This window comes from Tsukamurella sp. 8F (genome assembly GCF_029167375.1).
Lineage (GTDB): Bacteria > Actinomycetota > Actinomycetes > Mycobacteriales > Mycobacteriaceae > Tsukamurella.
This window is the reverse complement of sequence record NZ_JARFTP010000016.1, coordinates 20838-47380: the sequence shown is the minus strand read 5'-3', so window position 1 is coordinate 47380 and position 26543 is coordinate 20838. Positions and strand designations below refer to the sequence as shown.

At 70.1% G+C, this 26543-nt stretch carries 22 protein-coding genes; 8 read left to right on the top strand and 14 right to left on the bottom strand.

Annotated features, from left to right (window positions below; translation table 11 throughout):
- Positions 1 to 19: 19 nt before the first annotated feature.
- From P0W64_RS13740 to P0W64_RS13720, 5 genes are all read right to left on the bottom strand, one after another.
- On the bottom strand, positions 20 to 940 hold the full coding sequence (locus P0W64_RS13740) for a diguanylate cyclase (protein WP_275480690.1): 921 nt from the start codon (positions 938 to 940) through the stop codon (positions 20 to 22).
- A 167-nt stretch (positions 941 to 1107) separates the two neighbouring features.
- Complete coding sequence (locus P0W64_RS13735) at positions 1108 to 3354, bottom strand: cation-translocating P-type ATPase (RefSeq protein WP_275480689.1); 2247 nt, start codon at positions 3352 to 3354, stop codon at positions 1108 to 1110.
- Positions 3351 to 3893 carry a sigma-70 family RNA polymerase sigma factor gene (locus P0W64_RS13730; RefSeq protein WP_275480688.1) on the bottom strand — a complete coding sequence of 181 codons (543 nt, stop codon included), beginning with the start codon at positions 3891 to 3893 and terminating at the stop codon, positions 3351 to 3353. The genes P0W64_RS13735 and P0W64_RS13730 overlap by 4 nt, the downstream gene beginning before the upstream one ends.
- 318 nt (positions 3894 to 4211) lie before the next feature.
- The gene (locus P0W64_RS13725) at positions 4212 to 5303 is read right to left on the bottom strand and encodes an alpha/beta hydrolase (protein WP_275480687.1); all 1092 of its coding nucleotides are present in this window, start codon (positions 5301 to 5303) and stop codon (positions 4212 to 4214) included.
- 40 nt (positions 5304 to 5343) lie between these two features.
- Positions 5344 to 5976: an FMN-binding negative transcriptional regulator gene (locus P0W64_RS13720; RefSeq protein WP_275480686.1), complete on the bottom strand. Its 633-nt coding sequence runs from the start codon at positions 5974 to 5976 to the stop codon at positions 5344 to 5346.
- Positions 5977 to 6099: 123 nt separating this feature from the next.
- Here P0W64_RS13720 and P0W64_RS13715 point away from each other — a divergent pair, with 123 nt between their 5' ends.
- From P0W64_RS13715 to P0W64_RS13695, 5 genes are read left to right on the top strand one after another with little or no spacing between them, the layout of a single operon-like run.
- Positions 6100 to 6705 carry a TetR/AcrR family transcriptional regulator gene (locus P0W64_RS13715; protein WP_275480685.1) on the top strand — a complete coding sequence of 202 codons (606 nt, stop codon included), beginning with the start codon at positions 6100 to 6102 and terminating at the stop codon, positions 6703 to 6705.
- Between the two features lie 25 nt (positions 6706 to 6730).
- Complete coding sequence (locus tag P0W64_RS13710; RefSeq protein ID WP_275480684.1) at positions 6731 to 7225, top strand: GNAT family N-acetyltransferase; 495 nt, start codon at positions 6731 to 6733, stop codon at positions 7223 to 7225.
- Positions 7225 to 7860: a 5,6-dimethylbenzimidazole synthase gene (gene bluB, locus P0W64_RS13705; protein ID WP_275480738.1), complete on the top strand. Its 636-nt coding sequence runs from the start codon at positions 7225 to 7227 to the stop codon at positions 7858 to 7860. The genes P0W64_RS13710 and bluB overlap by 1 nt, the downstream gene beginning before the upstream one ends.
- A 58-nt stretch (positions 7861 to 7918) precedes the next feature.
- Complete coding sequence (locus P0W64_RS13700) at positions 7919 to 9163, top strand: Ig-like domain-containing protein (protein ID WP_275480683.1); 1245 nt, start codon at positions 7919 to 7921, stop codon at positions 9161 to 9163.
- A gap of 44 nt (positions 9164 to 9207) precedes the next feature.
- Entirely contained in the window at positions 9208 to 9909 is a 702-nt protein-coding gene (locus P0W64_RS13695; protein WP_275480682.1) for a helix-turn-helix domain-containing protein, read from the top strand.
- Here the strand turns inward: P0W64_RS13695 and P0W64_RS13690 are convergent.
- Positions 9891 to 10289, bottom strand: coding sequence for a VOC family protein (locus P0W64_RS13690; RefSeq protein WP_275480681.1), 399 nt, complete (start codon positions 10287 to 10289; stop codon positions 9891 to 9893). The two genes, P0W64_RS13695 and P0W64_RS13690, sit on opposite strands and share 19 nt — an antisense overlap.
- A gap of 94 nt (positions 10290 to 10383) precedes the next feature.
- Positions 10384 to 11628 carry an MFS transporter gene (locus tag P0W64_RS13685; protein ID WP_275480680.1) on the bottom strand — a complete coding sequence of 415 codons (1245 nt, stop codon included), beginning with the start codon at positions 11626 to 11628 and terminating at the stop codon, positions 10384 to 10386.
- A gap of 81 nt (positions 11629 to 11709) precedes the next feature.
- On the opposite strand from P0W64_RS13685, the gene P0W64_RS13680 reads away from it, so the two are divergent.
- Positions 11710 to 12021: a helix-turn-helix domain-containing protein gene (locus tag P0W64_RS13680; RefSeq protein ID WP_275480679.1), complete on the top strand. Its 312-nt coding sequence runs from the start codon at positions 11710 to 11712 to the stop codon at positions 12019 to 12021.
- 51 nt (positions 12022 to 12072) lie between these two features.
- Complete coding sequence (locus P0W64_RS13675; RefSeq protein ID WP_275480678.1) at positions 12073 to 12906, top strand: aspartate/glutamate racemase family protein; 834 nt, start codon at positions 12073 to 12075, stop codon at positions 12904 to 12906.
- Between the two features lie 114 nt (positions 12907 to 13020).
- Here P0W64_RS13675 and P0W64_RS13670 read toward each other — a convergent pair whose 3' ends face one another.
- Genes P0W64_RS13670 through P0W64_RS13660 form a run of 3 tightly spaced genes read right to left on the bottom strand, consistent with a single transcriptional unit; the run spans position 13021 to position 16324 of the window.
- Complete coding sequence (locus tag P0W64_RS13670; RefSeq protein ID WP_275480677.1) at positions 13021 to 13770, bottom strand: ankyrin repeat domain-containing protein; 750 nt, start codon at positions 13768 to 13770, stop codon at positions 13021 to 13023.
- Positions 13771 to 13829: 59 nt separating this feature from the next.
- Positions 13830 to 15407, bottom strand: coding sequence for a hypothetical protein (locus tag P0W64_RS13665; protein WP_275480676.1), 1578 nt, complete (start codon positions 15405 to 15407; stop codon positions 13830 to 13832).
- The gene (locus tag P0W64_RS13660; RefSeq protein ID WP_275480675.1) at positions 15404 to 16324 is read right to left on the bottom strand and encodes an ABC transporter ATP-binding protein; all 921 of its coding nucleotides are present in this window, start codon (positions 16322 to 16324) and stop codon (positions 15404 to 15406) included. Before P0W64_RS13660 ends, P0W64_RS13665 begins: the two co-directional genes overlap by 4 nt.
- A 64-nt stretch (positions 16325 to 16388) precedes the next feature.
- Between P0W64_RS13660 and P0W64_RS13655 the strand changes: the two genes are divergently transcribed.
- The gene (locus P0W64_RS13655; protein WP_275480674.1) at positions 16389 to 16850 is read left to right on the top strand and encodes a MarR family transcriptional regulator; all 462 of its coding nucleotides are present in this window, start codon (positions 16389 to 16391) and stop codon (positions 16848 to 16850) included.
- On the opposite strand, the gene P0W64_RS13650 is transcribed toward P0W64_RS13655, so the two are convergent.
- From P0W64_RS13650 to P0W64_RS13635, 4 genes are all read right to left on the bottom strand, one after another.
- Positions 16847 to 17902, bottom strand: coding sequence for an MlaD family protein (locus P0W64_RS13650; protein ID WP_275480673.1), 1056 nt, complete (start codon positions 17900 to 17902; stop codon positions 16847 to 16849). The genes P0W64_RS13655 and P0W64_RS13650 overlap by 4 nt on opposite strands.
- A 155-nt stretch (positions 17903 to 18057) precedes the next feature.
- A complete protein-coding gene (locus P0W64_RS13645; protein WP_275480672.1) occupies positions 18058 to 19044 on the bottom strand; it encodes a hypothetical protein in 987 nt (328 codons plus the stop codon).
- Between the two features lie 5 nt (positions 19045 to 19049).
- Positions 19050 to 20795: a sulfite reductase subunit alpha gene (locus P0W64_RS13640; RefSeq protein ID WP_275480671.1), complete on the bottom strand. Its 1746-nt coding sequence runs from the start codon at positions 20793 to 20795 to the stop codon at positions 19050 to 19052.
- On the bottom strand, positions 20792 to 26395 hold the full coding sequence (locus P0W64_RS13635) for a glutamate synthase-related protein (protein ID WP_275480670.1): 5604 nt from the start codon (positions 26393 to 26395) through the stop codon (positions 20792 to 20794). The genes P0W64_RS13640 and P0W64_RS13635 overlap by 4 nt, the downstream gene beginning before the upstream one ends.
- Positions 26396 to 26543 lie beyond the last annotated feature (148 nt).

Below are 26543 nucleotides of genomic sequence, written 5' to 3'. Positions count from 1 at the left end.
TTCAGCTTCGCGGGCTACTTCAGCGCAGGGGTCCCGCGGCGCGCAGGCGCCACGCACGTGCGGCTGCGGCGCACGGTTTGGGGATGCCGCGGTGGGTCCGCTTCGCCTCGTACATGCGGGTGTCCGCCTCGGCGAGCAGCTCGCCCGCATTGGTGCCGGTGGCGAGGACCGCGCCGACGGTGCCCGTCACTCGCACCGGTACGCCACGGACCGCGACGGGGTCGGCAAGCGCGTTCGCCATCGCGGTCGTGGTCGCGGTGAGCGAGTCGTCGGTGGCCTGCGGCAGCAGGGCGACGAACTCGTCGCCGCCCATTCGCGCCACGATCAGTCCGGGGCGCGCGTCGGCGACGGCCCGCAGCCTGCGCCCCACGGCCACCAGCACATCGTCTCCGCCGCGGTGCCCGAAGCGGTCGTTGACGGCCTTGAAGTCGTCGAGGTCCAAGTAGCACAGCCCGATCGGGCCGGCGTGGCCGAGCGCCGAGTCGATGGCGTCGGCCAGCCGGCGGCGGTTCGGCAGGCCGGTGAGCTCGTCGTGTTGGGCCTGGTAACGCAGTGCCTGCTCGGTGCGTCGGTGCATGGTGACGTCGTGGCCGACGGCGACGACGTACGGGTCGTCGCCCGGTGCGCGGGTCACGGACCAGTGCACGACGCCGACGGTGCCGTCGGCGCGGCGGAAGCGCGTGGTCAGCGCCGCGGGGCCGGCGCCGGGGGCGCGCAGCGACTCGAGCACCTGCTCGGTGGCGCGGCGCTCGTCGGGTGCCTGGCCGACTAGGACGGACGTACCGATCATTCGGTCGGCGGGTATGCCGATCAGCTCGACGGCGGCATCGTTGGCCTCGAGCACGTTGCCGTCCAGGTCGGCGATTCCGATCGGTACGGCCGCGTGCCAGAACGCGCCCGCGATGCGGGAGTCCACGTCCGTGCCCACGTCGATCGTCACGTTGCGCCCCGTTTCCTCTGTTCGCCGACGACATTTGATAGCGCAAACCTATCCTGGCAATCAGCTGAACTTCCAGCTAGGCGAGCGTGACGCCGGTGACACTGCGCATGCGTCGGTGTGGAGCCGGCGCGGCCACGCATGTCTGCGGCGCCGCGGCGGCCGGCCGGTCAGGGGCGGCCGGCTCCGAAACGGCGGAGCCGCAGGCTGTTCCACACCACGAAGAACGAGCTGAACGCCATCGCACCGGCGGCGACGAGCGGGTTGAGGAGGCCGAGGGCTGCAACGGGGATGGCCGCGACGTTGTAGCCGAAGGCCCACAGGAGGTTCGCCTTGATCGTGCCTACCGTGGCGCGAGACAGGCCAAGGGCGTCGGGGACTGCGACGAGCTCGTCTCGCATAAGGACGACGTCGGCGGCGGCGCGTGCGACGTCGGTGCCGGTGCCCACCGCCAGGCCCAGGTCGGCGGTTGCGAGAGCAGGGCCGTCGTTCACGCCGTCGCCCACCATTGCGACGGTGTGGCCCTCGGCACGCAGTGTCTCGATCGCCGCGACCTTGCCGTCCGGCAGCACCTCGGCGCGCACGTCTTCGATGCCGACGGCGGCGGCGACCTTCTCCGCGGCCGCACGGTTGTCGCCGGTCAGCAGCACGGTCCGCACGCTGGCGGAGCGGAGGCGCCGGATAGCTTCTGCAGCATCGGGTTTGACGTCGTCCGCCACGGCGACGACGGCCGCCACCTCGCCGTCGACCTCCACCACTGCGACGGTGGCGCCGACGGACTCCGCCTCGTCGACCGCGGGAGCGAGAGCCCTCGGGGGCACGAACCGCGCACTGCCCACCCGCACGGCGTGGCCGTCGACGGTCCCACTCGCGCCCATGCCGGGCACGGCGCGGAAGTCCTCCGGAATGCCGAATCCGGTGTCGCCGGCGTATGCGACGATCGCCCGCGCCACCGCATGCTCGGACGCGGCCTCGACGGCGGCGGCGCGGCGCACGGCCTCGTCGGTGGCGATACCCGCGCCGGGGGCGGCGCCCGTGACCGACGTGACGCGCAGGTCGCCGGTCGTGACGGTTCCGGTCTTGTCGAACACGACGGTGTCGACGGCCTCGGTCGCCTCCAGGACCTGGTGCCCGCGCAGGTAGATGCCCAGCTGTGCGCCGCGGCCCGACGCCACCATGAATGCGACCGGCGTGGCCAGGCCGAGGGCGCATGGGCACGCGATGACCAGCACGGCGATCGCTGCGGTCACGGCCTCGTCGGCGCTGCCGCCTGCGAGCAACCACCCGCCGAGCGTGAGCACGGCGATCGCGAAGACGCACGGCACGAAAACGGCCGATACGCGGTCCGCGAGCCGTTGCATCCGCGCCTTCGTGGCCTGCGCGTCTTCGACCATGCGACGCATCGCGGCGAGTGCGGTGGCCTCGCCGACCGCGGTCGCGCGCACCGTGAGGCGCCCGTCCTGGCACACCGTTCCGCCCAACACTTCGGCTCCGGGTTCGACGGGAACCGGACGGGTCTCGCCCGTCATCGCGCTCGCGTCGACGAAAGCGGAACCGGCCTCGACGGTCCCGTCGGTGGGCACGGTCTCGCCCGGGAGGACGACGATGCGCTGCCCTGCTTTGAGCTCGGCTGCGGGTATGCGCAGCTCCGAGCCGTCCTTCAGGAGGACCGTCGCGTCGCGGGCTCCGCGCTGTGCCAGCTCGCGGATCGCGCTCACCGCCTTGCTGCGCGCGGCGGCCTCGAAGTAGCGGCCCGCGAGCACGAAGACGGTGACCCCCATCGCGACCTCGAGATAGATGGGGTCGGAGTGCGTGATCGCCTGCCACACGCCGTGCGGGTCCGGCCGTACGCGTCCGGGTGTGAGCACGGTGACCACGGACCACAGCGTGGCGGCGATGATCCCCGTCGACACCAGCGTGTCCATCGACGCCGCCCCGTGCCGCGCACCCGCTGCGGCCTTGCGGTGCAGCGGCCACGCGCCCCACGTCACCACGGGCAGGCTCAGCGCGAGTAGCACCCACTGCCAGCCGGGGAATCGCGTCGACGGGACGGTGGCCAGGACCACCGACAGGTCCGCCGCGGGTACGAACAGCACCAGCGACACGATGAGGCGGCGCAGCAGGTCGCGGCGTTCGCGCTCCTCGGCGACCACGGCGCGGCGGGGGTTGCCGGACTTCTCGGTGGCCGAGTAGCCGGCCGCTGCGACGGTCTCGCAGAGTTCGCCCACGCCCATGCCGGACGGTGCCTCGACCGTCGCCGTGCGCGTCGCGTAGTTCACCGATGCGCGGACGCCGTCGACTTTGTTCAGCTTGCGCTCCACGCGGTTCGCGCATGCCGCGCATGTCATGCCACCGACGTCGAGGGCGATGCGGTGGGTATCGGCCTCGGTCGCGGTCTGGTGCTCGAGCGTTGTCATGCCGTCGCTTCCTGGGACGCCGAATGCTGCTGCGCGACGAGTTGTTCCCGTGCACGGGCCACGCGCGAGCGGATGGTGCCGACCGGGCAGCCGCACACGTCGGCCGCCTCGGCGTAGGTCAGCCCGAACGCCTGCGTCAGGACGAGTGCCTCGCGGCGCTCGCGATCGAGGGATTCGAGCAGCAGCCGCGCCTCGACCAGGGGCGCGGGCCCGGTGACAGTGCGGCGCTCGTCGAGCGCCGCGCGCCAGTCCGCCGCGGCGAGCCGGGGACGGGCGGCGGCCGCGCGCAGATGGTCGGCGACGGTGCGCCGCGCGATCGCCAACAGCCAGGTGCGCGCCGACGAGCCGCGGCGGAACGACGGGAGCGCCGTGATCGCGCGCAGGTAGGTCTCCTGCGCGAGATCCTCGGCGTGCGTGGGGTCGGAGAGATGCGCGCAGAACCGGCGTACTTCGTGCTGGGTCGCGGCGATGAAAGCGGTCAGTGCCCGGTTGTCTCCGCGCTGCGCGGAGACCGCGAGCTCGGTGACCTGGTCCTGCATGCCGTCCAGGGTATGCCACCGGCGGACCACGGCGGGAATCGCCGCTGGTCGGCGATGCCGATCCAACTGCTGCGGGTCCGGTGTCCCGAATACGGCGCGGCCGACCGGAGTCGCCTGTATAGAGCCGCTCAGGACCCTAGAAAGAGAAAGGCCTTGATATCGGTTCCCGAAATGGGGGGAGGAGGGGGAACCGATATCAAGGCTCAATCAAATGCGGCCACCGACGTGGGGGGAGACGTCATATGGCGGCTCGCATCACCCACCATAGGACGCGTACGCGTACGTGCGCCACTTTTCGGCGGAACTAATCTGAGCGTGTCACTTGCGGGCCGCATTGCCGAGCGCCGCGCGCAGTACCTCGACGGCCTCGTCGACTGCCGCACGTGCGGTTTCACTGACGCCGAGCATGCTGATGAAGCCGTGGATTGCGCCCGATTCGGTGGTGGAAGTCACGTCCACACCCGCTTGACTGAGCCGTTCCGCAAAGCGGAGGCCCTCGTCGCGGAGCGGATCGAAGCCTGCCACGACGACGTGTGTGCGCGGCATTCCTGCGAGACCGTCCGCGTGCAGAAGATCGGTGCGGGGATCGTCGCGCGTCTCGAGATCCGGTGTGTATTGGTCGGCGAAAGAATCGATGTCGCGCCGTGTGAGGAAGAAGCCGTCGGCGAACGTGTCCCGGCTCGCGAGTTCGGGGTCGTATCCGGTCACCGGATAGAACAGCAGCGCCGCCGCGGGCCGCGGCGCGTCCGCGAGGGACAGCTCGCGAGCGGCGACTCCGGCCAGGTTCCCGCCCGCGCTGTCGCCGCACACGGCAACGGCGGCCGGATCGGCGCCGAGCCTATCTGCATTCGCGAGCGCCCACGCGGTCGCGGCCACGGCGTCGTCGGCGGCGGCCGGGAAGGGGTGCTCGGGCGCAAGCCGGTAGTCGACGGCCAGCACTCGTGCGCCAGCGTTGGCTGCGATGTAGCGGCACGGTGCGTCGTGCGAGTCGAGATCGCCGAGCACGAACCCGCCGCCGTGGAAGAAGACTATGAGCGGTGACTTCTGCGCCGCTGCCGACGGGGTGTACAGCCGCGCGGGCAGCGGCCCGTCCGCACCGTCCACGGTCATCGCCCGCGTCGTGACACCGGGTGTATGCCCGCCGACGGAGGCCGACAGCCGCACCATCGATTCCCGCTGCTGCGCGAGCGAACCCGGTCCGATCAGTCCGTCCACGCCCTGCAGCCGCAGGAGGAACAGGACGAGCTGGGAGTCCAGGTTCAGCTCGTGACCGTCGATGCGACGCCGCGTTCCGAGCCGGCGTCTGACCGGCTCGGGCAGCGCGAACACCGCCTGCGCGGCGCGGGCGAGGACCGGTGCGGGCACCTTCGTGCCGACTGCATGGAGGAGTCTCGCGAGAGGGAGGGCCATGGCGCGATAGTAGTGGCGCGCTGTCGATCACATGGCCCCGTCACCGCTCGTTCGCCCGGCGCATCTCCGCGAGCGCGGCGGGCGAGCCGTCAGCGGCCAGACCGTCGAGTACACCGTCGACATCGGCCCCGGACCGGCTCTGGCTCCACTTCGCCTTCGCGCGCACGTCCGTGATCGCGATCCGCACGCCGACGATGGCGCGCAGCTGCTGTTCGATGTACGGCTCCGGGGCGTCGTCGACGCGCCACGGATCGGCGCGCGGTGTCTCATGCCGCCCCGTCAGCCGCTCCACGACGTCTCGCACGGCCTCCTTCCCGTCGACGACGGTGGCGCGTCCGCGCAGTTGCACCTCGCTGTAGTTCCATGTGGGGACCACGCGCCCGTGCTCGCGCTTCGAGGGGTAGTAGGACGGCGACACGTACCCGTCCGGGCCCGTCACGACCAGCAGGCATGCGCTCGCGTCCAGAGTCCGGACCTGTGGGTTCGCACGCGCGAGATGGAGCAGGACCTCGTCGCCGTCCCACAGGACGGGGACGGTGCTGGCGTACAGGGCGAGTGGGTCCGCGGGGTCCGGTGCGGTGAACAAGGTCCCGATCGCCGCGGCCGCGACGAGCTCGCGCGCGTGAGAGTCGGTCGTGCGGTTCGGTGCGGGTACGTACATCGGGCCGGGCATGATCGGACCCTAGGTAGCCGTGGGCCCTATCGCAACGCGATTCGCGCGCGGACACGCGGCGGCGAATCGGGTTCGCGCCGCTTGTGGGGGATTCGGGCGCGCGGAAGACTAAACTCCGGTGGCGTGAGTCCGGCCAAGAACGATCAGACGTCGCAGAGCATCCTCTCCGCGGCGGTTTCGAGCATCGGCAGCGTCGGAATCGCCCGCACGACTATGGAGCAGGTCGCGTCTGTTGCGGGCATCGGCGTCGCGACGGTCTACCGGCGGTTCAACCGCAAGGACAACCTGGTCCAGCAGGCGATCCGGTACGAGGCCGAGCAGCTACTGAGGGTCATCGAGCAGCAGATCGTGGGCCTGCCCACGGTCGAGGAGGCGCTCACCGAGGGCTTCGTCGCGTTCCTGCGGGAGGCCAACCAGAGGCCCCTGATCCGCGGCATCGGCGACGGTAACGTCGTGGTCGGCCTACCGATGATCGCGCAGGGCGGCGCGTTGCTGATCGAGATCGGCCGCACGTTCGCGGCGAACATCATCGTGCGTTTCCAGGACTCGGGGCAGCTCCCGCAGTTCGATCCCAAGCCGGTCGCCGAGATCTTTGCGCGAATAGGCCATTCGGTGTGCCTCGCGCCCGACGGCCTCATCACCCCCGACGATCCCTACACCGCCCGTGTCGTCGTCCGTGACTGCCTGATGCCCGCCATCACGGCCCACAGCCAGCCGACGTCCGAGTAGCGCGGCGCTCGCATACGCTGACCGGGTGATCCGCGCCGCCGCCGAAGCCGACGTCCCCGAGATGCTCGCGATGATCCGCGAACTCGCCGAGTACGAGAGGGAACCGGACGCCGCGCAGGCCACCGCCGAGCAGTTGCGCGCTGCGCTGTTCGGGGAGCACCCCGCGGTGTTCGCGCACGTGGCAGTAGACGAGGGCGGGGACGTCGTCGGGATGGCCCTGTGGTTCCGCAGCTTCTCTACATGGACCGGTACGCACGGTGTCTACCTAGAGGACCTCTACGTGCGCCCGCACGCCCGTGCGGCGGGGCACGGGAAGGCGCTGCTCGCCACGCTCGCCGCGGTGTGCGTCGAGAACGGCTACAGCCGCTGCGAGTGGTCGGTGCTCGACTGGAACTCGCCGGCGATCGGGTTCTACCGGTCGATCGGCGCCGTGGGGATGGACGAGTGGACCGCGCAGCGGCTGACCGGTGACGCCCTCGCCGCGCTCGCCGGGCAGGCGCCCAACGGGGCTGCGCGATGATGGGCGTGTTCGCGGCGATCGCCGCGCGCCGGGACGTCCGGAACGAGTTCAGCGGCGAGATGATCGACGACCAGACCCTCACGCGGCTGCTCGGTGCCGCCCACAGCGCGCCCAGCGTCGGCAATACGCAGCCGTGGGACTTCGTCGTAGTGCAGGACCCCGCCACGTTGGAGGCGTTCGCCGACCACGTCGAGCGGTGCCGCACCGACTTCGCCGACTCGCTCCCCCCGGAACGGCGCGAGAAGTTCGAACCGATCAACGTGCAGGGCATCGAGAGCTCGGGCACCGGCGTGGTCGTCACGTACGACCCGACCCGCGGTGGCCCGAACATCCTGGGTCGCCACACGGTCGACGAGACGGGGCACCTGTCCGTCGCGCTCGCGATACAGAACCTGTGGTTGGCCGCGACGTCCGAGCGGATCGGCGTCGGCTGGGTGTCCTTCTACCACGAGGACGCCGTCAAGGAGCTGGTCGGACTGCCCGCACACATGCACGTGGTGGCCTGGCTGTGCGTCGGGCCGGTGACCGAGTTCCAGCGGGTGCCCGATCTCGAGCGGTTCGGCTGGCGGGACAGGCGGCCGCTTGCCGATGCCGTCCACCGCGAGCGCTACCGAGCGTCGGAACAGCCGAATTGAGCAGTGCTTAGTAGACTGCGACCACGGTTTCTTCGACCGCGGATGGAACGAGAGGTACATGGCACAGAGGGTGCACCGCCGCAGCGTCTTGCTCGGCATAGCCGCCGCGATCCCGCTCACGGCCTGCACGATCGGGGGCTCCGAGAAGGCAGGTAGGTCCGGTAGTCCGGCGACGACCACGACCGAGCCGCCGGACCCGGCAGTCGTCACGTTCAAGCCCGCCGACGCGGCCGTGGAGATCAATCCGCTCTCGTCGATCTCGATCGGCATCGCGAAGGCTACGTTCGACACCGTCACGGTGGCGGACCCGCAGGGCGCACCGCTCGAGGGTGAGATCTCGTCGGACCGGCTGTCGTGGAAGTCCAACGGCCCGCTCAAGTACTCCACGCAGTACACGGCGACGGTGAAGTACCAGACCCTGGGCAAGGACCGCACCAAGACCGCCACGTTCACCACGGTCAAGCCGCCCAATATGACGTTGCCGTACTTCGAGAACACATCCGGCAACTCGCTCAACGACGGCGCGACGTACGGCGTCGGGCAGGTCGTCGTACTGCACTGGGACGAGTCGATCTCGGACCGCGCCGCGGCGCAGAAGCTCGTCACAGTCGAGACCACGCCGCATGTGACCGGCGCCTGGTACTGGGCCAGCGATTCGACTATGCACTGGCGGCCGCAGGAGTACTACCGACCGGGCACGCAGATCAGCATCACCGCGAAGGTGTTCGGCAAGGAGGTCAGCCCCGGCCTGTGGGGGCAGGAGGACCAGTCGATCTCGTTCCGCATCGGCGAATCGCACGTCTCGATCGCCGACGACAACACCAAGCAGGTGCAGGTGTACGTCAACGGGGCACTGGTGCGCACCATGCCGACGTCGATGGGCCGCGGCGGCACCGAGACCGTCAACGGCCAGACACTGACCTTCTGGACGCAGCGCGGTATCTACACGGTTCTCGACAAGGCGAACCCCGTGATCATGGATTCCTCGACCTACGGACTACCTATCAATTCGCGCCTCGGGTACAAGGAGGCGATCAACTGGGCCACCCGCATCAGTAACGACGGGATCTACCTGCACGCCCTCGAGTCGACCGTGTGGGCGCAGGGCAACACGGACACCTCGCACGGGTGCCTCAATCTGAGTCCCGCCAACGCACAGTGGTTCTACGGGATAAGCGTGCCCGGCGACATCGTCGAGGTACGCAACACCGGCGGCGCGCCGCTGCAGCTGTACCAGAACGGCGACTGGTCGGTGCCATGGTCGACGTGGGTCGCCGGGAGCGCGCTCCCGGTCGAGAACTGAGCGAGCGCCCTACCGGTCGAGAACCGGACGCGTAATCTGCGGGCGTGACCGATGTTCCGTCCGCGGTGCTGCCGGCGACCTGCTGGGAGCGGCGGGTCGTGGGAGTCCCGGTCGGCGTCATCCCGGACGGGTGCATGGATCTCATCTGGGACGGCGACGCGGTGCTGCTCGCGGGCCCCGATACTCGGCCACATTCTGTGACCGTCGGCGGGGACGACGTGGTGCGCGGGATCCGGTTCGACCCGGGCGTCCTACCCGGGGTACTCCAGGTCTCTGCGCGCGAACTGACCGATCAGCGTGTGCCGCTTGCCGATGTACGGCCCGAGCTGGCGCGCGCGGTCCGTGAATCGGTCCTCGCCGGCGCCGCCCTCGATGATGCCGTTGCCGCGGCGGCGGGCGAGGTGGCGCCGCCCGCGTGGGTGGCGCCCACGGTGCGCGCACTCGTCGCGGGCGTACCGGCCGAGCGGATCGCGGCCACCCTCGGCCTCGGCGAACGCCAGTTGCATCGCCGTGCCACCGGCGTCTTCGGCTACGGGCCCAAGCGGCTCGCGGTCGTGCTCCGCGCCACCCGCGCGCTCGACGAGCTGCGCGCGGGTACCGAGCTCAGTGACACCGCCGCGTGCGTGGGCTACGCCGACTACTCGCATATGTATCGCGACATCCGGCGGCTGACGGGACGGTCGCCGGCGGACTTCCGGCCCGCGGCCGCGCCGCCGGCGGGGCCCGATCAGGAGAGCGGCGCGTAGAAGTCGACCTGATTGCCGTCGGGGTCGAGGACGCTTGCGTAGCGATGGCCCCAGAACGCGTCCCACGGCTCGTGCAGCACGCGGTGGCCCGCTCGCGCGAGAGCCGCCACGACCGCGTCGACATCCCGGGGTGCGCCGCAGTCGAAGGCGAGCGCGAAGGGTGACGAGCCTCCCGCGGCACGGGTCCAGCCGGGGTCGAACGAGTGCACCGTGGTGAGCGCGTCGAACATCAGGCGCACACCACCGGGCAGGGCGACGTCGACGTGGGGTGCGGCGTCGGCCTCGGCGGGGATGTCGAGGCCGCAGGACCGATAGAAGGCGAGGCTGGCGGGCAGATCGTCTGCGACGATCCCGATGGCGTTGAGTCGTGGTGTGGGCATGGGCTCGACGCTAGGCGCTGACACGGCCCGGGGTCATGAACGAATCGGACGCTGTCGTCGCACGTCCGTCGGCCTGCGTCACAGGACAGCGGACCTAACGCGGCCGAGACGCGGAGTCTGCGCCCGTGCGCGTCAGGCTGCGCGCGCCGAGCAGCCCGGCGACCAGGCAGCCGATGCCTACGGCGGCGGCGAACCAGGGGAAGACCGCGGCGGTGGAGAACGTCGTCGACAGGTAACCGGCGATCACCGTGGGGATGCCCATGGCGAGGTATCCGAGCAGGTAGAAGGCGCTCATCACCTGACCGCGCGCGTCGTCGGGCGCCACAGAGGTCAGGTGCCGCAGGGATCCGCCGAACGCGAGCCCGAAGGTCACCCCGAGCAGTGCGGCGTCGGCGATCACGAATGCGGCCGACCCCACGTGCACGGCCACGACCGCGAGGGCGAGGCTGACGATCATCCCTGCGTCACCGACGATCGCGGTGGGCAACGGTGAGTACCGGCCGCCGATCCACTGCGCCAGCGCGGCTGAGCCGGCCATGGTGGCGACGACCGCGCCCGTGAACATCGCCGAGTCGACGCCGGTCGCGTGCTCGGCGAGCGCGGGGTACAGGCTCAGGAACACGCCGAGTACCGACCATGCCGCGAGGATGCCGATACCGGAGAACCAGAAGTCGCGGCTGATGACGCGGGGGACCGTCGGCGGTCGGAACCGCACGCGGCCGCCGGTGCGCCCGGTGTGCGGCTCGACCAGGACCAGCACGGCCGCCAGGATCGCCAGCACCACCAGCTCGACGGCGGCGAACGGTGTGCGCAGCGGCGCGGGCGCCCACTGCGCCGCCGCCGCAGCGCCCAGCACCGTGACGGCGATGCCGACGTTGAGTGCAACGCCGGCGCGCATGCCGTTGGCGGGACCGTCGTGCGGTCGAACGTCCAGCAGAGCGGCCCCGGCGACCACGGTGATGGAGCCGATCGCCGCGCCGTGCAGGAAGCGGGCGATCAGGAGCTGCCACTCTGTGGTCGCACCCAGGAACACCGCCATCCCGACGGTGATCGCCAGGACCGCGGCGATCAGCACGGGCTTGCGGCCGACGGCGTCGGAAACAGGTCCGACGGTGAGCGCGGCACCGAGCGCACCGATCGCGTAGACCGCGAACACGACGGTGGTCGTGAGCGGCGTCAGCCCCCATTCGGCCTGGTATATCGGGTAGAGCGGGGAGGGGAGCGCCGATACGCCCAGCGCGAGGCCGAGCAGGACGAGCAGCAGGCCGTACGCCCAGCGCTGCGGGTGCGCGCCGGGCAGGGAGGTGCCGTCGGCGGCCGTGGTCTCGCTGGTGCTCATAGCGTCCTCGGAGTAGGTTAGATGTTGATCGAACCCTGACAGTACGCTGCGGTTCGACGAACATCAAACCCGAGGAAGACGATGACCACACCCGCCGAGGCCGACTCCGTGGCCCCCATCCAGACCGTGCTGGCGGCCCTAGCGGATCCCGTCCGGCTCGAGATGGTGCGCCGGCTCGCGGCCGTCGGCGGCGAGGTACCCGTCGCGTGCTGCGACCTCTACGAGGGCGTCACGAAGGCGACTGCGAGTCATCACTTCAAGATCTTGCGGACCGCCGGAATCACGCGCCGGGAGACGGTGGCCGGAGCGATCCACCAGGTCCTCCGTCGGGACGATGTCGAATCGGCATACCCGGGTCTGCTGGACGCCGTCGTGGGCGCTACCCGGCGCTAGGGCCGCGCGGCCGGGGCGGGGCGTCAGGCGTGCGGCGTTAATATCGACACCGTGCGTGTGGCGGTGATCGATTCTGGCTTCGGGATGGTCGACTACGCGTATGCGCTCACGCGGATCCGGCCGGATGTCGAGCTGATCCTCGCGCGCGACCCGGACTTCATGCCCTATGGGCTACTCGAACCGGCGCAGATCGCCGAGCGCATCGTCAGCGTCGCCTCCGCATGCGCCAGGCACGACCCAGACGCGATCGTCATCGCCTGCAACACCGGCTCGATGTATGCGCTGGAGTCGGCGCGCGCGCGGTTCGAGCCGGACACCCCCATCGTCGGTGTGGTGCCGGCGATCCGCCCGGCGGGAGCGACGGGCCGCCCGTTCGCGGTGTGGGCTACCGCTGCCGCTACCGTCAGTGACTATCAGACCGGCCTCATCTCGCGGTTCGCCTCTCCGGACCGTGCGCACCGCATCGCCTGCTACGGACTCGCCGAGGCCATCGACTCGGGCGACCCCGGGCTGGTCGACGCCGCGATCGCGCGGGCCGCGCTCGCGACGCCCGTCGACATCGAGTCGGTGGTGCTCGGCTGCACCCACTACGGGTTGGTGGCCGACCGCATCGTCGCGGCCCTCACCGAGCGCACCGGGCGCCGCCCGGCCGTCTTCGACTCTCCGGAACCGGTTGCGCGGCAGGTGCTTCGGCGCCTGGATATCCCGCCCGGGGGTTCCGGGCCCGACGGAGCAGTGGTCGCCGTCGTCGAGTCGGGGAGGCCCGGCGTGCTGCCCGAGCGGCTGGGGATCTATCCCGCCGGCCGCGAGCTTCTGAACCGCTGTCGCCCAGGCCTGAGAGCCGCCCTGCGGAATGACCGAGATCCAGCTGAGAAAAAACCGTGACCCGTTGAGTTGAATGTTGTAATAGAGCTGTTATTCTGATGATGCACTGACCGCAGCAGACCCCCGTCGCTGCGGTCAGTAGTCATTTCAGGACACGGTCCGACTCCGGTGTGATCACCGGCCGGTCTCCACCGGGAACCCGCGGCGGCGCAGCTCGTTCACGAGCCTGGACCGCCGCCGTGTGAAGTCGGCGGTGAGGATCCCGTCGTCGTTGACGAACAGCGGGTGGAGGAATGTACCGCCGTGCACATCGCGCAGGCTCGCGTCGGCACCGGCACGCAGGAGCGTCATACAGATGTCGATCCGGCGGAGAGTCGCCGCGCCGAACAGCGGCGTCTCCCGGCTGACGGTCGCGCGGGTGTTCACGTCGACGCCTCGGCCGAGCAGCAGGTCGATCGCCTGCCGGTTCCCGTGCAGGACGGCCGTATGGAGGACGTTGCCGCCGAGTCGGTCCGGCGACTCGACCAGTTCCGGGTCGAAATCGAGCAGTGCGCGCAGCGACCGCGGCTTCTCACGGAGGATCGCGTACGCGGCAGCGTTGTACCCGCCTTCGCTCTGCTGCAGCGGGTCGGCGCCGGCGCGCAGCATCGTCGTGACGGCCTTCGGCCCTGTGAACTCGACGGCGAAGAGGAGAAGGGGAAGCTCCGAGCGCCGGGAATCGTGGGTATTGGACACCCCGCCCAGATCGACGCCGGCCGCCGCGAGCCGCCGCACGCCGTCGAGGTCGCCGCGCTCGGCGGCCGTCAGGACCTCGACCTGGCGCGGGTCGTCGTAGTACCTGCCGGGGGCGCTCCCGCCGACCGCAGGGCACGCCCGGAGTGCGACCGATACCGCGCCGGCCGCCCGCCGCCCGATCCACCCCATGAGAGAAAGCTACGCGCACGGGCGCGGTGGCGCGGCTCGGTCGCCGTCCTCCGGCGGGGTCAGGAGGCGAGGTCCCTACGGGACACCACGGCGACCGACCCGACCAGGCCTGCGCCGGCGAGCAGGACGAGTACGACGGCGCCGGTCGTCGCGATGCTCGTGCCCGGCTGGGTCACTACATGCGTGAACGGGGACAGCCGGTTCACGGCCGCGGGCAGCCGCAGTACGTCGCCCACGAGTACCAGCACGCACAGCGTGAGGGCGACCCACGCCACCGCCGTCCACCTGCTCGAGAGCGCGCCGGCGAGGGCGCCGACGGCGGTCAGGATCCACACCGCCGGGAGCACGCCCAGCGCCGCGGGGACGAGTTCGCGGCTCGCGACCAGCGACGCCCCGATGCCTGCCGCGAGCATGACCGACGCCGACCCGGCGAGCGCGATCACCAGCTGCGCGGCGAACCACGTCGTGCGGCGCACCGGCGCCGCGAGTAGGTACTCTGCGCGGCCGGCACGCTCCTCCGCTGCGGGCCCGATCGCCAGGGAGATGGCGAGTACCGCGGCCACCATGCCCATGATCGAGAACTCGGCACCGAAGAAGGAGTCGACGATGTCGGCGGCACCGCCGCCGAGCCGCCGGACCATATCGGCCGCGTTCTGCGAGTCGAGGAGGCCCTCGACCGCGGAGGCCATGCCGCCGAATGCGATACCGACCGCGAGGAACGCGACGGTCCACATGCCGATCGCGGACCGGTGCAGGCGCCAGGCCAGCGCGGGTGCCGAACGCAATGACGCTGCGGCCGTGGCTCTCCCGCCACCGACGGCGATGACACCCGCGCCCAGGTCGCGGCGCTCGGCGATCCATAGCCCGATCGCGGCGAGGACGACGGCCCCGACCACGAGCAGGGCCGCCGGCCACCAGCGGTCCCCGGCGTAGGGGCGCATCTGCTGCGCCCAGCCCAGGGGCGAGACCCAGCTCCACGCGGCAGGATTCACGTTCCCGCCCTGTAGGTCGCCGAGCGCACGCAGCAGATAGGCGACAGCGAGTACCGCGGCGAACAGGCCGCGGGCGGCGCGGGCGCCTTCGGCGAGCTGTGCGCACACGAGAGCCGCTGCGGCGAAGACGATCCCGGTCAGCGCCCATACGGTGCCGAACGTCACCGCACCGCCGACCGGCGCCCCGAGGGCGGCCGTGCCGATCGCGGTCACTACGCCGATCGCGACCGACAGTGCGGTGGCCTCGATCATGGCCCCGACGGGTGCCGCGATCCGGGATATCGCTGCGGCGCCGAGCAACTCGCGCCGACCGGATTCCTCGTCGGCGCGTGTGTGCCGGATGACCAGCAGGCCGGTGAGCAGGGCCAGGCACGCGCCCATCATCACCGTCATCTTGACCATGGCGACGGCACCCGGCTCGGGCGCGTAGATCGGACCGAACATCGCAACGAGTGAGGGGTTCCCATTAGCGGAATCGGCTGCGCTACGTAGCAGTTCGTGTGTTCCGTAGAGCCCTTTGGCCGACACGATCGACGATATCGGCATCGCGACGAAGATATAGAACCAGACCGGCAGCAGGATCCGGTCCCGCCGCAGGATCAGCTTGAGGCTCGGGGCGAGGCCCGCGACCGGTGAGCCGGTCATCGTCGTGCCCCCGCGGGGGCCTGCTGCTCGTAGTGTTTGAGGAACAACTCCTCGAGCGTGGGCGGGCGACTGGTCAGCGACGTCGGCCCGGCGGCGGCCAGGAGGCCGAGCACCTCGGCGAGGTGTGCTCCGTCGACGGTGAGCGACACGTCGTCACCGTTTGCGGCGAGGTCGGTGATGCCGGGCCGGCCGGCCAGGTCCACGGGACGTGTGAGCGTCGCCTCGACGCGCGTCCCCGAGAGGTGCTGCATCCCTGCGAGGGAACCGGACTCGACGGTTCGGCCGTCCTTGATGATGGTCACCGTGTCGGCCACCGCCTCCACCTCGGACAGGATATGGCTGGAGAGCAGGATCGACGTCCCGCGCACCTTCTCCTCGCGCAGGCACTGCGTGAACACCTCCTCCATGAGTGGGTCCAGGCCCGACGTCGGTTCATCGAGGATGAGCAGCTCTGCCGGGGCTGCGAACGCTGCTACCAGGGCCACCTTCTGGCGGTTGCCCTTGCTGTACGTGCGGCACTTCTTGGCCGGGTCGAGGGCGAAGCGCTCGAGCAACTCTGCGCGCCGTTCGCGGTATGCGTCGCCCACAGCGTCGGGGTTACGCAGGCGGCACATGAGGTCGATGGTCTCGCCGCCGGAGAGGTTGGGCCACAGGGTCACGTCGCCGGGAACGTAGGCTACTCGGCGGTGTAGTCCCGGCGCGTCGCTCCACGGGTCGCCGCCGAGCAGACGGACGGTCCCGGACGTCTTGCGGAGCATGCCGAGCAGGATGCGGATGGTGGTGGACTTGCCTGCGCCGTTCGGCCCCAGGAAGGCGTGCACCTCTCCAGGCGTCACGTGCAGGTCCAAGCCCGTGAGTGCGTGTACCTTGCCGAAGCTCTTGGTGAGACCTTCGGCAAGGACGACTTCATTGGTCATGCGGTCGACGGTAACCCCATTTCATAACTTTGTGAAGTATCTGAATTACGTTACCCTGTCGGGCATGGACGCGCCGATCTTCGTGGAGAGTATGGCCGCGGCGCTCGTGGACGCGGGTATGCAGCGCATGGCGGCGCGGGTGTTCTCGGCCGTGATGGCATCCCCTGAGGCCGAGCTGACGCCGGGGCAGATCGGCGAGCAACTGCAGGTCTCGGCGGGGGCTGTTTCGGGGGCGGTCGGGTACCTGCTGCAGGCGGGAATGGTCCGTCGGCGGCACGTGCCGGGTAGCCGGCACAGCATCATCGAGCTCGCGGACGATGTCTGGTACGAGTCCCTGGCCTCGCGCAACGAGATCCTCGAGCGGTGGCTGGCTGTCATCTCCGACGGACTGGACGAGCTACCCGACGGCGGCCCTGCGGCACAGCGGGTCGAGGTGATGCGCGACTTCATCGCGTTCATCATGGGCGAGCTGCCCGACATGCTGGAGCGCTGGCGAGTGCACCGTGTGGAGCGGCACGGCTTCTAGCGCCCCGGCTGCGCCTGCGGTCTCGCGCCGGCGATCGGCAGGCCCTGCGACCGGGTGTCTGGTTGATCGAAGCGCACCGATACGTTGAGTACCGGCCCGGCACCGACGTTCGGCATCGCCGCGCGGATGTTCTCGATCAGCTGGTGGATCGAGATGCCGGCGGACCCTGCGCCGTTCGGGAACATCTTCAGAACGGGGTCGAGTAGCGCGGTCAGCGCGGGGGACGCATCGCGCAGTCCCGCTACCGATCTCGGGTTGAGGATCCGTTCGGCAGCTGCGATGACACCGTCCTGGCGATCGGTGATCGAATGCTCTGTCCGGTACACGAGGTCCGTGCGCGTCTTGTCGCGGGTCCACGTGATCGCCGCCTGGTCCTCTACGGCGCTCAGGATCGCCTTGGTGCCGGCGCCCGCCGCGGTGAGCGTCGCGGTGACCTGCGGAAAGGTCTTGGACGTCGGCAGCTTCTGGGTGTCGTGAACCTGTTGTGCGAGCGATCCGATGGTGGTGAGCCACGACATGAGCGACTGAGTCGTGGCGTCGACGTTCTCCAGGATCGCGCCGGCGTGCGGGCGGATCGCGTCGCTGTTGATGTCGCCGAGCGTCGTGATCATGTTGGCCACCGAATTGTCGGTGACGCGCGGCGTGATCATCGCGCCGTCGCGAAGCGGACTGCCGCCGGAGTGCGGGGTCAGCTCCACCTCGGTCACGCCGAACAGGTTCCCCGCCGAGTAGTCGACACCGACGTCGTCGGTGAGCCGCGGCAGCCGTGTCTCCTCGACGGACAGGCGCACGGCCTGGCGGCCGCCTCCGAGCGATTCCACCGAGTCGACGGTGCCGATCTGGATGCCCAGCGACTTCACCGGTGAACCCGGCACTATCCCCGCCGCGACGGACGGGCTGAGCAGCGTCAGAGCCGACTGGTGGGTGGGCTTGATCGTCTGGTAGCCGTATACGGCGAGGCCGATCAGCAGAATGACCGCTACGCCCACCAGGCCGCGCCGGCGGAGGGTCTGTTGGTCGAACCTGAAGCCGGGGACATCCTCGAACTCCAACGCGCGCCTCCTTCAACGTGCTCGGGCGCGCAGAACCTCTACTGATAGACGCCGCCAGATAACCTATCTGTTCGGCTAGCGAATACAACGTGATGTTCGTCTCCTAGCGTGCGAAACCGCCATGCGGGAGCCGAGGTCGTGTAACGGTGCTCCGCTCAGCGGGCGGCGGTGCGGAGGGAGGTGCACATGGCCTCCCAGTCGGCGTGCACGCCCGCGTCGACGAGGCCGAACTGGGTGAGCAGCGCAGCACACCGGCCCGCGGCGTCATACAGCTCGATAGATGTCGTGGGCCCGTGTACGCCGTGGCTACGTACCAGCCCGCAGCCGTCGACGAGCGCCAGGTCGATCTCCAGAGCGGCGTCCGCGTACCCGGCGAGCAGCTGGTCGCCCTCGCGCAACGCGGTGTGCAGCGGCCCGGCGCAGACCTGCGCGACGCCGCCGTGGAATACCGCCACGCCGACGGGAGTGGCCGAGCCACATAGGAACTCGAATACCTGCGGCAGTAGGTCGACAGGTATGGCGTGCAACTCGTCGGAAGCCACCAGTTCGTGGTAACGGTCCTTGCCGTCGTCGGCGAGGATCGCGTCGATCTGGGCAGGCAGGTCGCCGTCGCGCCAGGGCGCGGGCTCGGGCGGGGTGGGCATGGTCGATAAGAGCCCTGCCGCCTCCGCGCCCGAGGTGCCCCAGGCGTCGCGGTGGTCGAACGATTCGACGATGAGCCGGTCGGCCCCGTCGCGCACCCACGTCCGGTGTACCGGCGCGCCGCGGTCGTCGAGCAGGGCGATCATGGTGGCCTCGAGGTGCTCGTCGGGGTTGTCTGCGAGGACGGCGCCGACGACACGCTCGGGTGCGATTCGCAGCGCCACGCGCCCGGGCGTCACCTGAAGTGCCCCGCCCCGCAACGACGGTGCGCGGTACTCGCCGTCATGCACCAGGGTCGCGACCATCGACTCCGTCACCGCCACGGTGGAGGTCAGCAGGGTGAACGAGCCTGCGACATCGGCCGCGAGGGCGTCGAGCACGCGGTCGCCGGCCCGGGCGGCAGCCTGTAGCCGTCGGCATGCGGAGGGGTGGCGGCCGCAGGTGGAGCAGTCGGGCACGCGCCCGGTCTCGTCGGGCTCCGGCGTGGGGTGGTCGGGCATCATCTCTAGTACACGTCCCTCACGTATCGTTTCTCGCGCTTGAGCGTTGCGACGTACTCGTCGGCGTCGTCGGACCCGCGCCCGCGCGCGTCCGCGACGATCCGGCGCAGCGCGTCGTCGACGTCCTTCGCCATGCGCGATGCGTCGCCGCACACGTAGAAGTGCCCGCCGTCCTCGAGCCACGCGTAGAGCTCGGCGCCGTGCTCCTCCATCTTGGTCTGCACGTACACCTTCTCGGTCTGGTCCCGCGAGAACGCGAGGTCCATGCGGTGCAGCAGACCGCGATCGGCGAACTCGGTGAGCTCGTCGGAGTAGATGAAGTCGCTTGCGCGATGCTGATCGCCGAAGAACAGCCAGTTCCTACCCGTCGCGCCGCGGCCGGCGCGTTCGTGCAGGAAGGCCCGGAACGGCGCGATACCGGTGCCCGGCCCGACCATGATCATGGGCCGGTCGTCGTCGGCGGGCACGCGGAAGGAGGCGTTGGGCTGCAGGAAGATCCCGACCTCCGTGGCCTCCGATGCGCGGTCGGCGAGGAAGGTCGAGGCGACGCCTCCGTGCTCACGTGGCTCGCCGTGCCGGACCGCCGCCACCGTCAGGTGGATGCGGTCGGGGCTGGCGAGCGGCGACGACGAGATCGAGTATGCGCGGGGCTGTAGGGGGCGCAACAATCCGGTGAATTCGGCTGCCGTGAAACCGCACCCGGGGCTCGCCTGGAGCAGGTCCAGCACGTCCCGCCCGTACAGCCAGTGGTCCAGGGGCTCGCGCTCACCGCGCGCCAGCACGGCCGCGAGATTCGATGCCGGATCGCGTTCGGCGATGGCGTGCAACAGGTCCTTAGCCGGCGTCGAGATCTCGAGCGCTGTGCTGAGCCGTTCGCGCAGCGCGCCGCCGTCGACCTCCTCGGTGCCCTCGAGGCCGAGCGCCTCCAGAACCCCGTCGACCAGCGCGGGTGAGTTGACAGGCAACACGCCGAGCGCGTCGCCTGCCGCGTACTCGATGCCGCTGTCGCCGAGGTCGAGCTCGAAGTGCCTGATCTCCTTGGCGCTGTCCGCGCCGGACAGCAGCCGGTTCACCACCAGCCGGGACGGATACGGCGACTTGCGGTTCCACTTGGCCCGCTTGGGTTTCGGGGCCGCGACCGACGGCGCCGCGGTGCCCGGCACCCCGGGGACCTCGGGGGCTTCGGCGGCGAGCCGCTCCGTGACATCGGTGATCCAGGCCGAGGCCGGATCCTCGAAATCGACATCGCAGTCCACGCGAGGCGCCAGCCGGACGGCGCCCAGCTGCTCGAGCCGCGTGTCCAGCAGGCGACCCGCCTGGCAGAACCCTTCGTAGCCGCTGTCGCCGAGGGCGAGCACCGCGAAGCGCAGGGACTCCAGCCGCGGGGCGCCGTCCGAGGACAACGCCTCCCAGAACAGTTCGGCGTTGTCGGGCATCTCGCCCTCGCCGTACGTCGACGTGACGATCAGGACGTGCGACGACGCCGCGAGTTGGTCCGGCGTCGCGTCGTCCAGGGCTGCGACGGTGCCGCCGAGTCCCTGTGCGCGGAGCGCGGTGAGCAGTCGGTCTGCCAGGTCCTCGCTGTTGCCCGTCTGAGTCCCGTACAGCACCGTGGCGGTGAGAGTAGCTGCCCCGGATGAATTCTCGTCGTCGCGCTGGGCTGCCGCGAGCCCTGCCAGGAAACCCGACAGCCACGACTGCTGGTCGCTCGTGAACGGGACCGCCAACTCGGGTGGGAAGACCGCGGTCATGCGGACACCGCCTTGACGAATCGGGCCATATCCTTGACGGCCGCGTCCACCAGCATGGAGTCCATGGCGCGGTGGTCCAGGACCGAGGCGTTCTTGGTGCGCTGGTGCAGGATCCAGCCGTAGGTGCCGGGTGCATCGATTCCGAGCACGTTGCGCTCGGTGAGCGAGGTCGTGTAGTCCTCCAGCCTCTTGGCCGCGATCTGTGCGGCGAGCTCGCGATCGTCGTACCGCTCCAACTGCGGCCGCAAGTACTTCAGCAGCCGGGCCCGCACCGCGAAATCCTCGGTGAGCAGCAGATTCTGAGCGATGCCGATAAGACGGGGGTCGTTCGGCCCGATGGCTCCCGGCACGCGCTCGGCGGCTACCTCGCGGGACAGCGCCAGCACCGTGAACGACGACAGCAGTGCGAACGCGTGGTCTGATGTGGTGTCCCCGAGCGCGGGTGTGACTCCGTCGGCGATCGGGAGCCCGTCGCGCAGCGCGGTCTTGAACTCGTGCAGTCGGTGGCCCGCCACGGCGGTGGCCAGTTCATCGAGCAGATCCTTGCGGGGCTTGGCCGCGAGGATGGCGTCCGCGTCCTGGTACAACAGCATGGCCCGCGGCATGCCTACCACGATGTGTTCGCGAGCGGTGGCCCAGTCGTCGAGAAGCGCTGCGCCCAGCGGTGATCCGGAGGCCTCGACGTGCCAGCGCAGCATGGTCTGCGCGGCCTCCTCGTGGAACGCCGGCACGTCCTCACCCACGAGCGGGTGCACCAGCAGCGCGTCGGATGCGGTCTGCGCGAGCCGCTGTTCCGGGTCGTACTGGTACACGAATCCGCCGCTCATGCCGTTGCCCAGGCCCTTGCCGTAGCGGCCGAGGTTGAGCACTGCGCCGCCCGTCATGTATTCGCAGCAGTACTCGCCGACACCCTCGACGACCGCCGTGGCGCCCGAATTACGCACGGCGAAGCGGTCTCCGGCCTCACCCTGTACGAAGGTTCGGCCACCAGTGGCACCGAACAACGCGAAGTTGCCGATCAGGACGTTGCCACCGGGCACCACGGCGCGGCCGCCCGCGCCCGTGGCACCTCCGCCGGGGGAGCGCACGATCACGCGCCCGCCGCTCTGGGATTTGGAGACACCGTCGTTGGCGGTCCCGGTGTGCACCAGCTCGACTCCGTCGCCCGTGAAGACACCGAACGACTGTCCGGCCGTGCCGTGCGATTCGACGCGCACGGCACCCTCGGAGAGGAACCGCCGGCCACGCCCGTCGGCGAGCACTGCCGGGTGATCCTCCGGCACGCAGCCGGCGGGGAACGCGCCGCGCGTGTCCGCGTCGGGATGGTTCAACAGACGCTCGATGTCGATGGACAGCTGTCCGCCGACCGACTTGTTCGGATTGGAGAGCGCCACACCGGAGATCGTCACGGAGGGAGCTCCGGCGACGAACAGCTCGTCGCGCACCCGCGCCAGGAGCCCATCGTCGACGGAGTAGTCCTTCTCGAGGTAGACGGGGTCTGCGATGGTGCGGCCCGGCACCCGGGCCAGCATGCCGCGCACGTCCAGATGCCCGACGGCGGAGGGATGTTCGAGCAGCTGAAGCAGGTCGGTGCGGCCGCGTGCGTCGCGCAGCGAGCGCAACCCCAGCCGCGCCAGGATCTGCCGTACGTGGTGTGCGACATTCATCAGGTACTGCGCCAGCGCGCGCGGATCACCGTCGAACACCTCGGGATTGGTGGTGAGGCCGGCGGGGCACTTGATGTTGCAGTTCTTGGCCATGACGCACTTGAGCATCATCAACGCGGTGGTGCCGAATTCGAAGCTGTCTCCGCCCAGTAGCGCCGAGACGACGACGTCGCCGCCGGTCTGGTGGGCACCGGAGCAGCGCAGGATCACCTTGTCCCGCAGGCCGTTCGCGACGAGGGCCTGGTGCACCTCGGCGATGCCGATCTCGGCGGAGCGGCCCGCGTACTTGAGCGACGTCACCGCCGCCGCACCCGTGCCGCCCGTATTGCCGGCCACGTTGATGACATCGGCGCCGGCCTTTGCGACGCCGACGGCGATGGTGCCGATGCCCTCGGACGACACCAGTTTCACGATGACGCGGACGCGCGCGGCCTTGCAGTCGTGGATCAGCTGCGCCAGGTCCTCGATCGAGTACGTGTCGTGATGCGGTGGTGGAGAGATCAGCTCGATGCCGGGTGTACCGCCGCGCGCGGCCGCTATATCGACCGTGACCTTGGGCGCGGGCAGCTGCCCGCCCTCGCCGGGCTTGGCACCCTGGCCGATCTTGATCTCGAGCTCCTCGAGCATGGGGTCGGCGAGGTAGCCGGCCCAGATCCCGAAGCGTCCTGAAGCGAACTGTTTGATGCGCGAGCCGCGGATCGTGCCGTAGCGGCTCCGGTGCTCGCCTCCCTCGCCACAGTTCGACATGCCGCCGACCATGTTGGTGCCGTGCGCCACCGCTTCGTGTGCGGATGCGACGAGCGCACCGTGGCTCATCGCCCCGGATGCCAGGGCGCGCGTGATCTCGTGCGCGGGCTGCACCTCGTCGAGGGGCAGCGACGGTGGCGCGGTGTCCAGAAGTCCCAGGTAGCCGCGGGCGCGGCCGTGCGCCGTCACCGTGAGTCCCTCTCCCAGGAAGTGCTCCGTCTCGCCGGGGAAAGCTGCTTCAAGGAACGCGGCGAAGCCGGAGTACGCCTCGTCCTCGAGCGCGGGATCCTCGGGAGCCTCGGTCAGCCGGACACGGAATCGGTTGTCGGAGAGTCGCTCCACGAGCAGGCCGCGAGCCATGAGGCTGCCGTTGCCGTCGAGCGAGAACCGGCCCAGCTCTCTGGCGAACTCCTCCTCGGTGCTCAGCATCGTGACATCCGCCGGCGGCACCAGGACGTCGCGCAGCGCCGACGGGCGGCGTGACCGTTCCAGCGTCGTGGCGGCGAGGAACTCGCGGTAACCGGCCGTCATCTCGAACGAGTCGATCTGCTCGGCGGTGAGGGCACCGAATCCGTTGTGCCGGTAGGCGTCGTCCGTGATGCCGAACGAGTCCTCCAGCCGCGACAGCGTGAGCAGTCGCAGAGCATCGCCCTCGGCGGCGGGTGCTGTGGCCGGGGTTATCGCAGTCGGCTCCTCTGTCATACCGGCGAATCCTCGTACGGCACTGATGCCGTACGAGTGTCCGGCGCCGTCGGATCGTTCCTTGAACAGGCCCAGCAGGGGGATCTGGTTCTCGTTCTCGACGGTGGCGGCACGGGCGTGCCACTCGGTGGCGGCCTGCGCGATACGTGCGAAGCCGACGCCGCCGACGGGCGCGTCGAGGTGCGGGAAGCACCTGGCCAGCACGGGATCCCGAGTGTCCAGATAGTTGGGCTCGAAGAACTGCCCGCCGATGTAGCTCTCGACGGTGCACAGACCCACCCGGCCCATCGTCTTGGCGAGCGACTTCTCGGCGGCTTTGCGGAACCTGTCGAACGCGCGGTCCGTGTCCGTGTACTCGCCCGCGGGCGCCGCGGGGCTGGGGTACTTCTCCTCCGCGCGCAGCCGCGCCGACAGCGAATACACCGCGGAGGCGCCGAACCCCAGCGCCGACGCGATGTGGTGTGACGACGGCAGCTGGCCGCTCTCCGCGACGATCGACACACGCAGCCGCACGCCGGCGGAGATGAGCCTCTGGTCCACCGCGGCGATAGCCAACAGGAGTGGCACGGGGGCCTCGTCGGTGGCGACGGGCCGGTCGGTGAGGACCGCGATGCCGCCCTGCCGTCGCGCGAACGCCTCGACCTCGTCGCACAACCGATCCACGGCGGCCAGTACGGCTTCGGCGTTGGCGGCGGCATCGTCGGGTACGGGCGTGTAGAGCAGTTCGAAGTGGCGCAGCGGCGTGATCGTCTGGCGGCGCAGCTTGATCATGTCCAGGTGGCCCAGGATGGGGGACTCCAACACGATCTGCTTGCTGAGTCCGCCTGCCTCGGACTTGCCGAGAGATCCGTCGGAGGTCTTGGCGCCCAACGCGACCCGCATCGACATCGCATCGGCCTCGCGGATGGAGTCGAGTGGCGGATTGGTCACCTGCGCGAAACGCTGCGAGAAGTATTTGGCCATGCCGCCCTCCTGATCGGAGAGCGCGTTGATGGCGTTGCCGTAGCCCATCGCGGAGATGCGCTCGGAACCGTCGGCGAGCATGGGGTCGAGCAGGAAACGGAAGCTCTCCTGATTCAGGGAGTACGACACGTATCGGCCGTGCAGAGTGAGATCGCCCGGGTAGCCGAGGGTGTCGACGCCACGCAGGATCTCGGGCGGCGAGAGGTCGGCGAGCCGGACTCGCGCGAATTCCAGGAGGCCCGCGTAGTCGCGCTGTGCCGCGAGTTTCTCGAGCGCCTCGCGCGTGCGGTAGACGCGGCCGTCGCCCGTGCGGTGGTCGAGGTACAGCATGCCGCCGGCCTCGATGCGGCCGCGGTGGGTGACCTCATCGTCGGGGAACGCCACCTGCCCGGCCTCGGACGCCACCACGAGGTACTCGTCGGTCTCGACGCTACGCAGCGGCCGTAGGCCGAGGCGGTCCAGCCGCGCGCCTACGACGTCGCCGTCGCTGAAGATCAGGGCCGCCGGGCCGTCGTTCTTCTCCTCGTACAGCGAGAAGAACTCGAGCATGTCGCGCACCGGTTGCGGCAGGGATGCGTCGTTCTCCCACGCAGGCGGCATGAGCGAGACGACCGCCTCGACGAGGCCGAGGCCGTCGTCGAACACGCGGCTCTGCAGCGTCTGGTCCAGGCGAGAGGAGTCCGACTGCCCGGGCGGCCGGACGATGGTGCGCGACCGCGAGCGGGCCAGCGCGTCGTCCGACAGGCGGTTCTTGCGGTCGGTGTTGAGTTCGCCGTTGTGCGCCATCATGCGGAACGGCTGAGCCATCGTGGGATGCGGTTCGGTGTTGGTGGAGAACCGCGTGTGGAAGTACATCGTGGCCACGGAGTGCCGCGGATCACTCAGGTCCGTGAAGTACCGCACGACCTCGCCCGCGTTCAGGCGCCCCTTGAGCACCATCGTGCGCGCGCTCAGCGACAGCGGATACAGGCCCGACAGCGCCGGATTCCCGTATGCCTCGCGCTCGATGTCGAGCAGTGCGGCGTTCGCGGCGCGGTCCACGGCGGTTCGGTCACCCGCCTCCCCGCTGGCGTCCGGCGCGGCTGCGAACACCCACTGCACGATGGGCAGCTGGTACTCGGCGGCTGCGGGGCGGATGGCAGTGGGGTCGACGGGCACGTCGCGTTCGACCAGGACTTCGAAACCGTGCTCGGCCAGGACCAGGCGTACCAGCTCGCGCGCCGCGAGGCCCTGGCCTGGATCGGTCGGGAGGAACAGGTTGGCGACGCCGAACCGCCCCCGCTCCAGGTCGCGGCCGGCCAGGTGGGAGAAGAATTCGACCGAGAGATCGACGCTTACGCCGGCGCCGTCGCCCACACCCTCGGCGGACATGCCGCCGCGGTGGGGGATCGCGCATAGCGCTTCCTCGCCGCGCAGGATCACGTCGTGGTGCTGGGTGCCGTCCTTGCGCGTGATGAAGCCGACGCCGCACGCGCTCGACTCCCGAGCGGGGTCGTACAGGCCGAGTCGGTCTTCGTTCACGGGGCGGCTCCAGTCGTTCAGGGGTCAGCGTCAACCGTTGGAATGGTAAGGCTAACCTCAGCATGCGCAAATTCTAGGGCTGCGTCACTGGAGCTCGACCAACGATACGGCGGTGTGCGGCCCGTTGCCGCATGAGATATCCCACGTG

Bases quoted from the DNA above. Each gene is read 5' to 3' on its own strand.
- P0W64_RS13730 (WP_275480688.1), bottom strand. From the start codon at position 3,893: ATGCAGGACCAGGTCACCGAGCTCGCGGTCTCCGCGCAGCGCGGAGAC.
- P0W64_RS13700 (WP_275480683.1), top strand. From the start codon at position 7,919: ATGGCACAGAGGGTGCACCGCCGCAGCGTCTTGCTCGGCATAGCCGCC.
- P0W64_RS13690 (WP_275480681.1), bottom strand. From the start codon at position 10,289: ATGCCCACACCACGACTCAACGCCATCGGGATCGTCGCAGACGATCTG.
- P0W64_RS13680 (WP_275480679.1), top strand. From the start codon at position 11,710: ATGACCACACCCGCCGAGGCCGACTCCGTGGCCCCCATCCAGACCGTG.
- P0W64_RS13665 (WP_275480676.1), bottom strand. From the start codon at position 15,407: ATGACCGGCTCACCGGTCGCGGGCCTCGCCCCGAGCCTCAAGCTGATC.
- P0W64_RS13685 (WP_275480680.1), bottom strand. From the start codon at position 11,628: ATGAGCACCAGCGAGACCACGGCCGCCGACGGCACCTCCCTGCCCGGC.
- P0W64_RS13725 (WP_275480687.1), bottom strand. From the start codon at position 5,303: ATGGCCCTCCCTCTCGCGAGACTCCTCCATGCAGTCGGCACGAAGGTG.
- P0W64_RS13735 (WP_275480689.1), bottom strand. From the start codon at position 3,354: ATGACAACGCTCGAGCACCAGACCGCGACCGAGGCCGATACCCACCGC.
- P0W64_RS13655 (WP_275480674.1), top strand. From the start codon at position 16,389: ATGGACGCGCCGATCTTCGTGGAGAGTATGGCCGCGGCGCTCGTGGAC.
- P0W64_RS13670 (WP_275480677.1), bottom strand. From the start codon at position 13,770: ATGGGGTGGATCGGGCGGCGGGCGGCCGGCGCGGTATCGGTCGCACTC.
- P0W64_RS13645 (WP_275480672.1), bottom strand. From the start codon at position 19,044: ATGCCCGACCACCCCACGCCGGAGCCCGACGAGACCGGGCGCGTGCCC.
- bluB (WP_275480738.1), top strand. From the start codon at position 7,225: ATGGGCGTGTTCGCGGCGATCGCCGCGCGCCGGGACGTCCGGAACGAG.
- P0W64_RS13720 (WP_275480686.1), bottom strand. From the start codon at position 5,976: ATGCCCGGCCCGATGTACGTACCCGCACCGAACCGCACGACCGACTCT.
- P0W64_RS13660 (WP_275480675.1), bottom strand. From the start codon at position 16,324: ATGACCAATGAAGTCGTCCTTGCCGAAGGTCTCACCAAGAGCTTCGGC.
- P0W64_RS13640 (WP_275480671.1), bottom strand. From the start codon at position 20,795: ATGACCGCGGTCTTCCCACCCGAGTTGGCGGTCCCGTTCACGAGCGAC.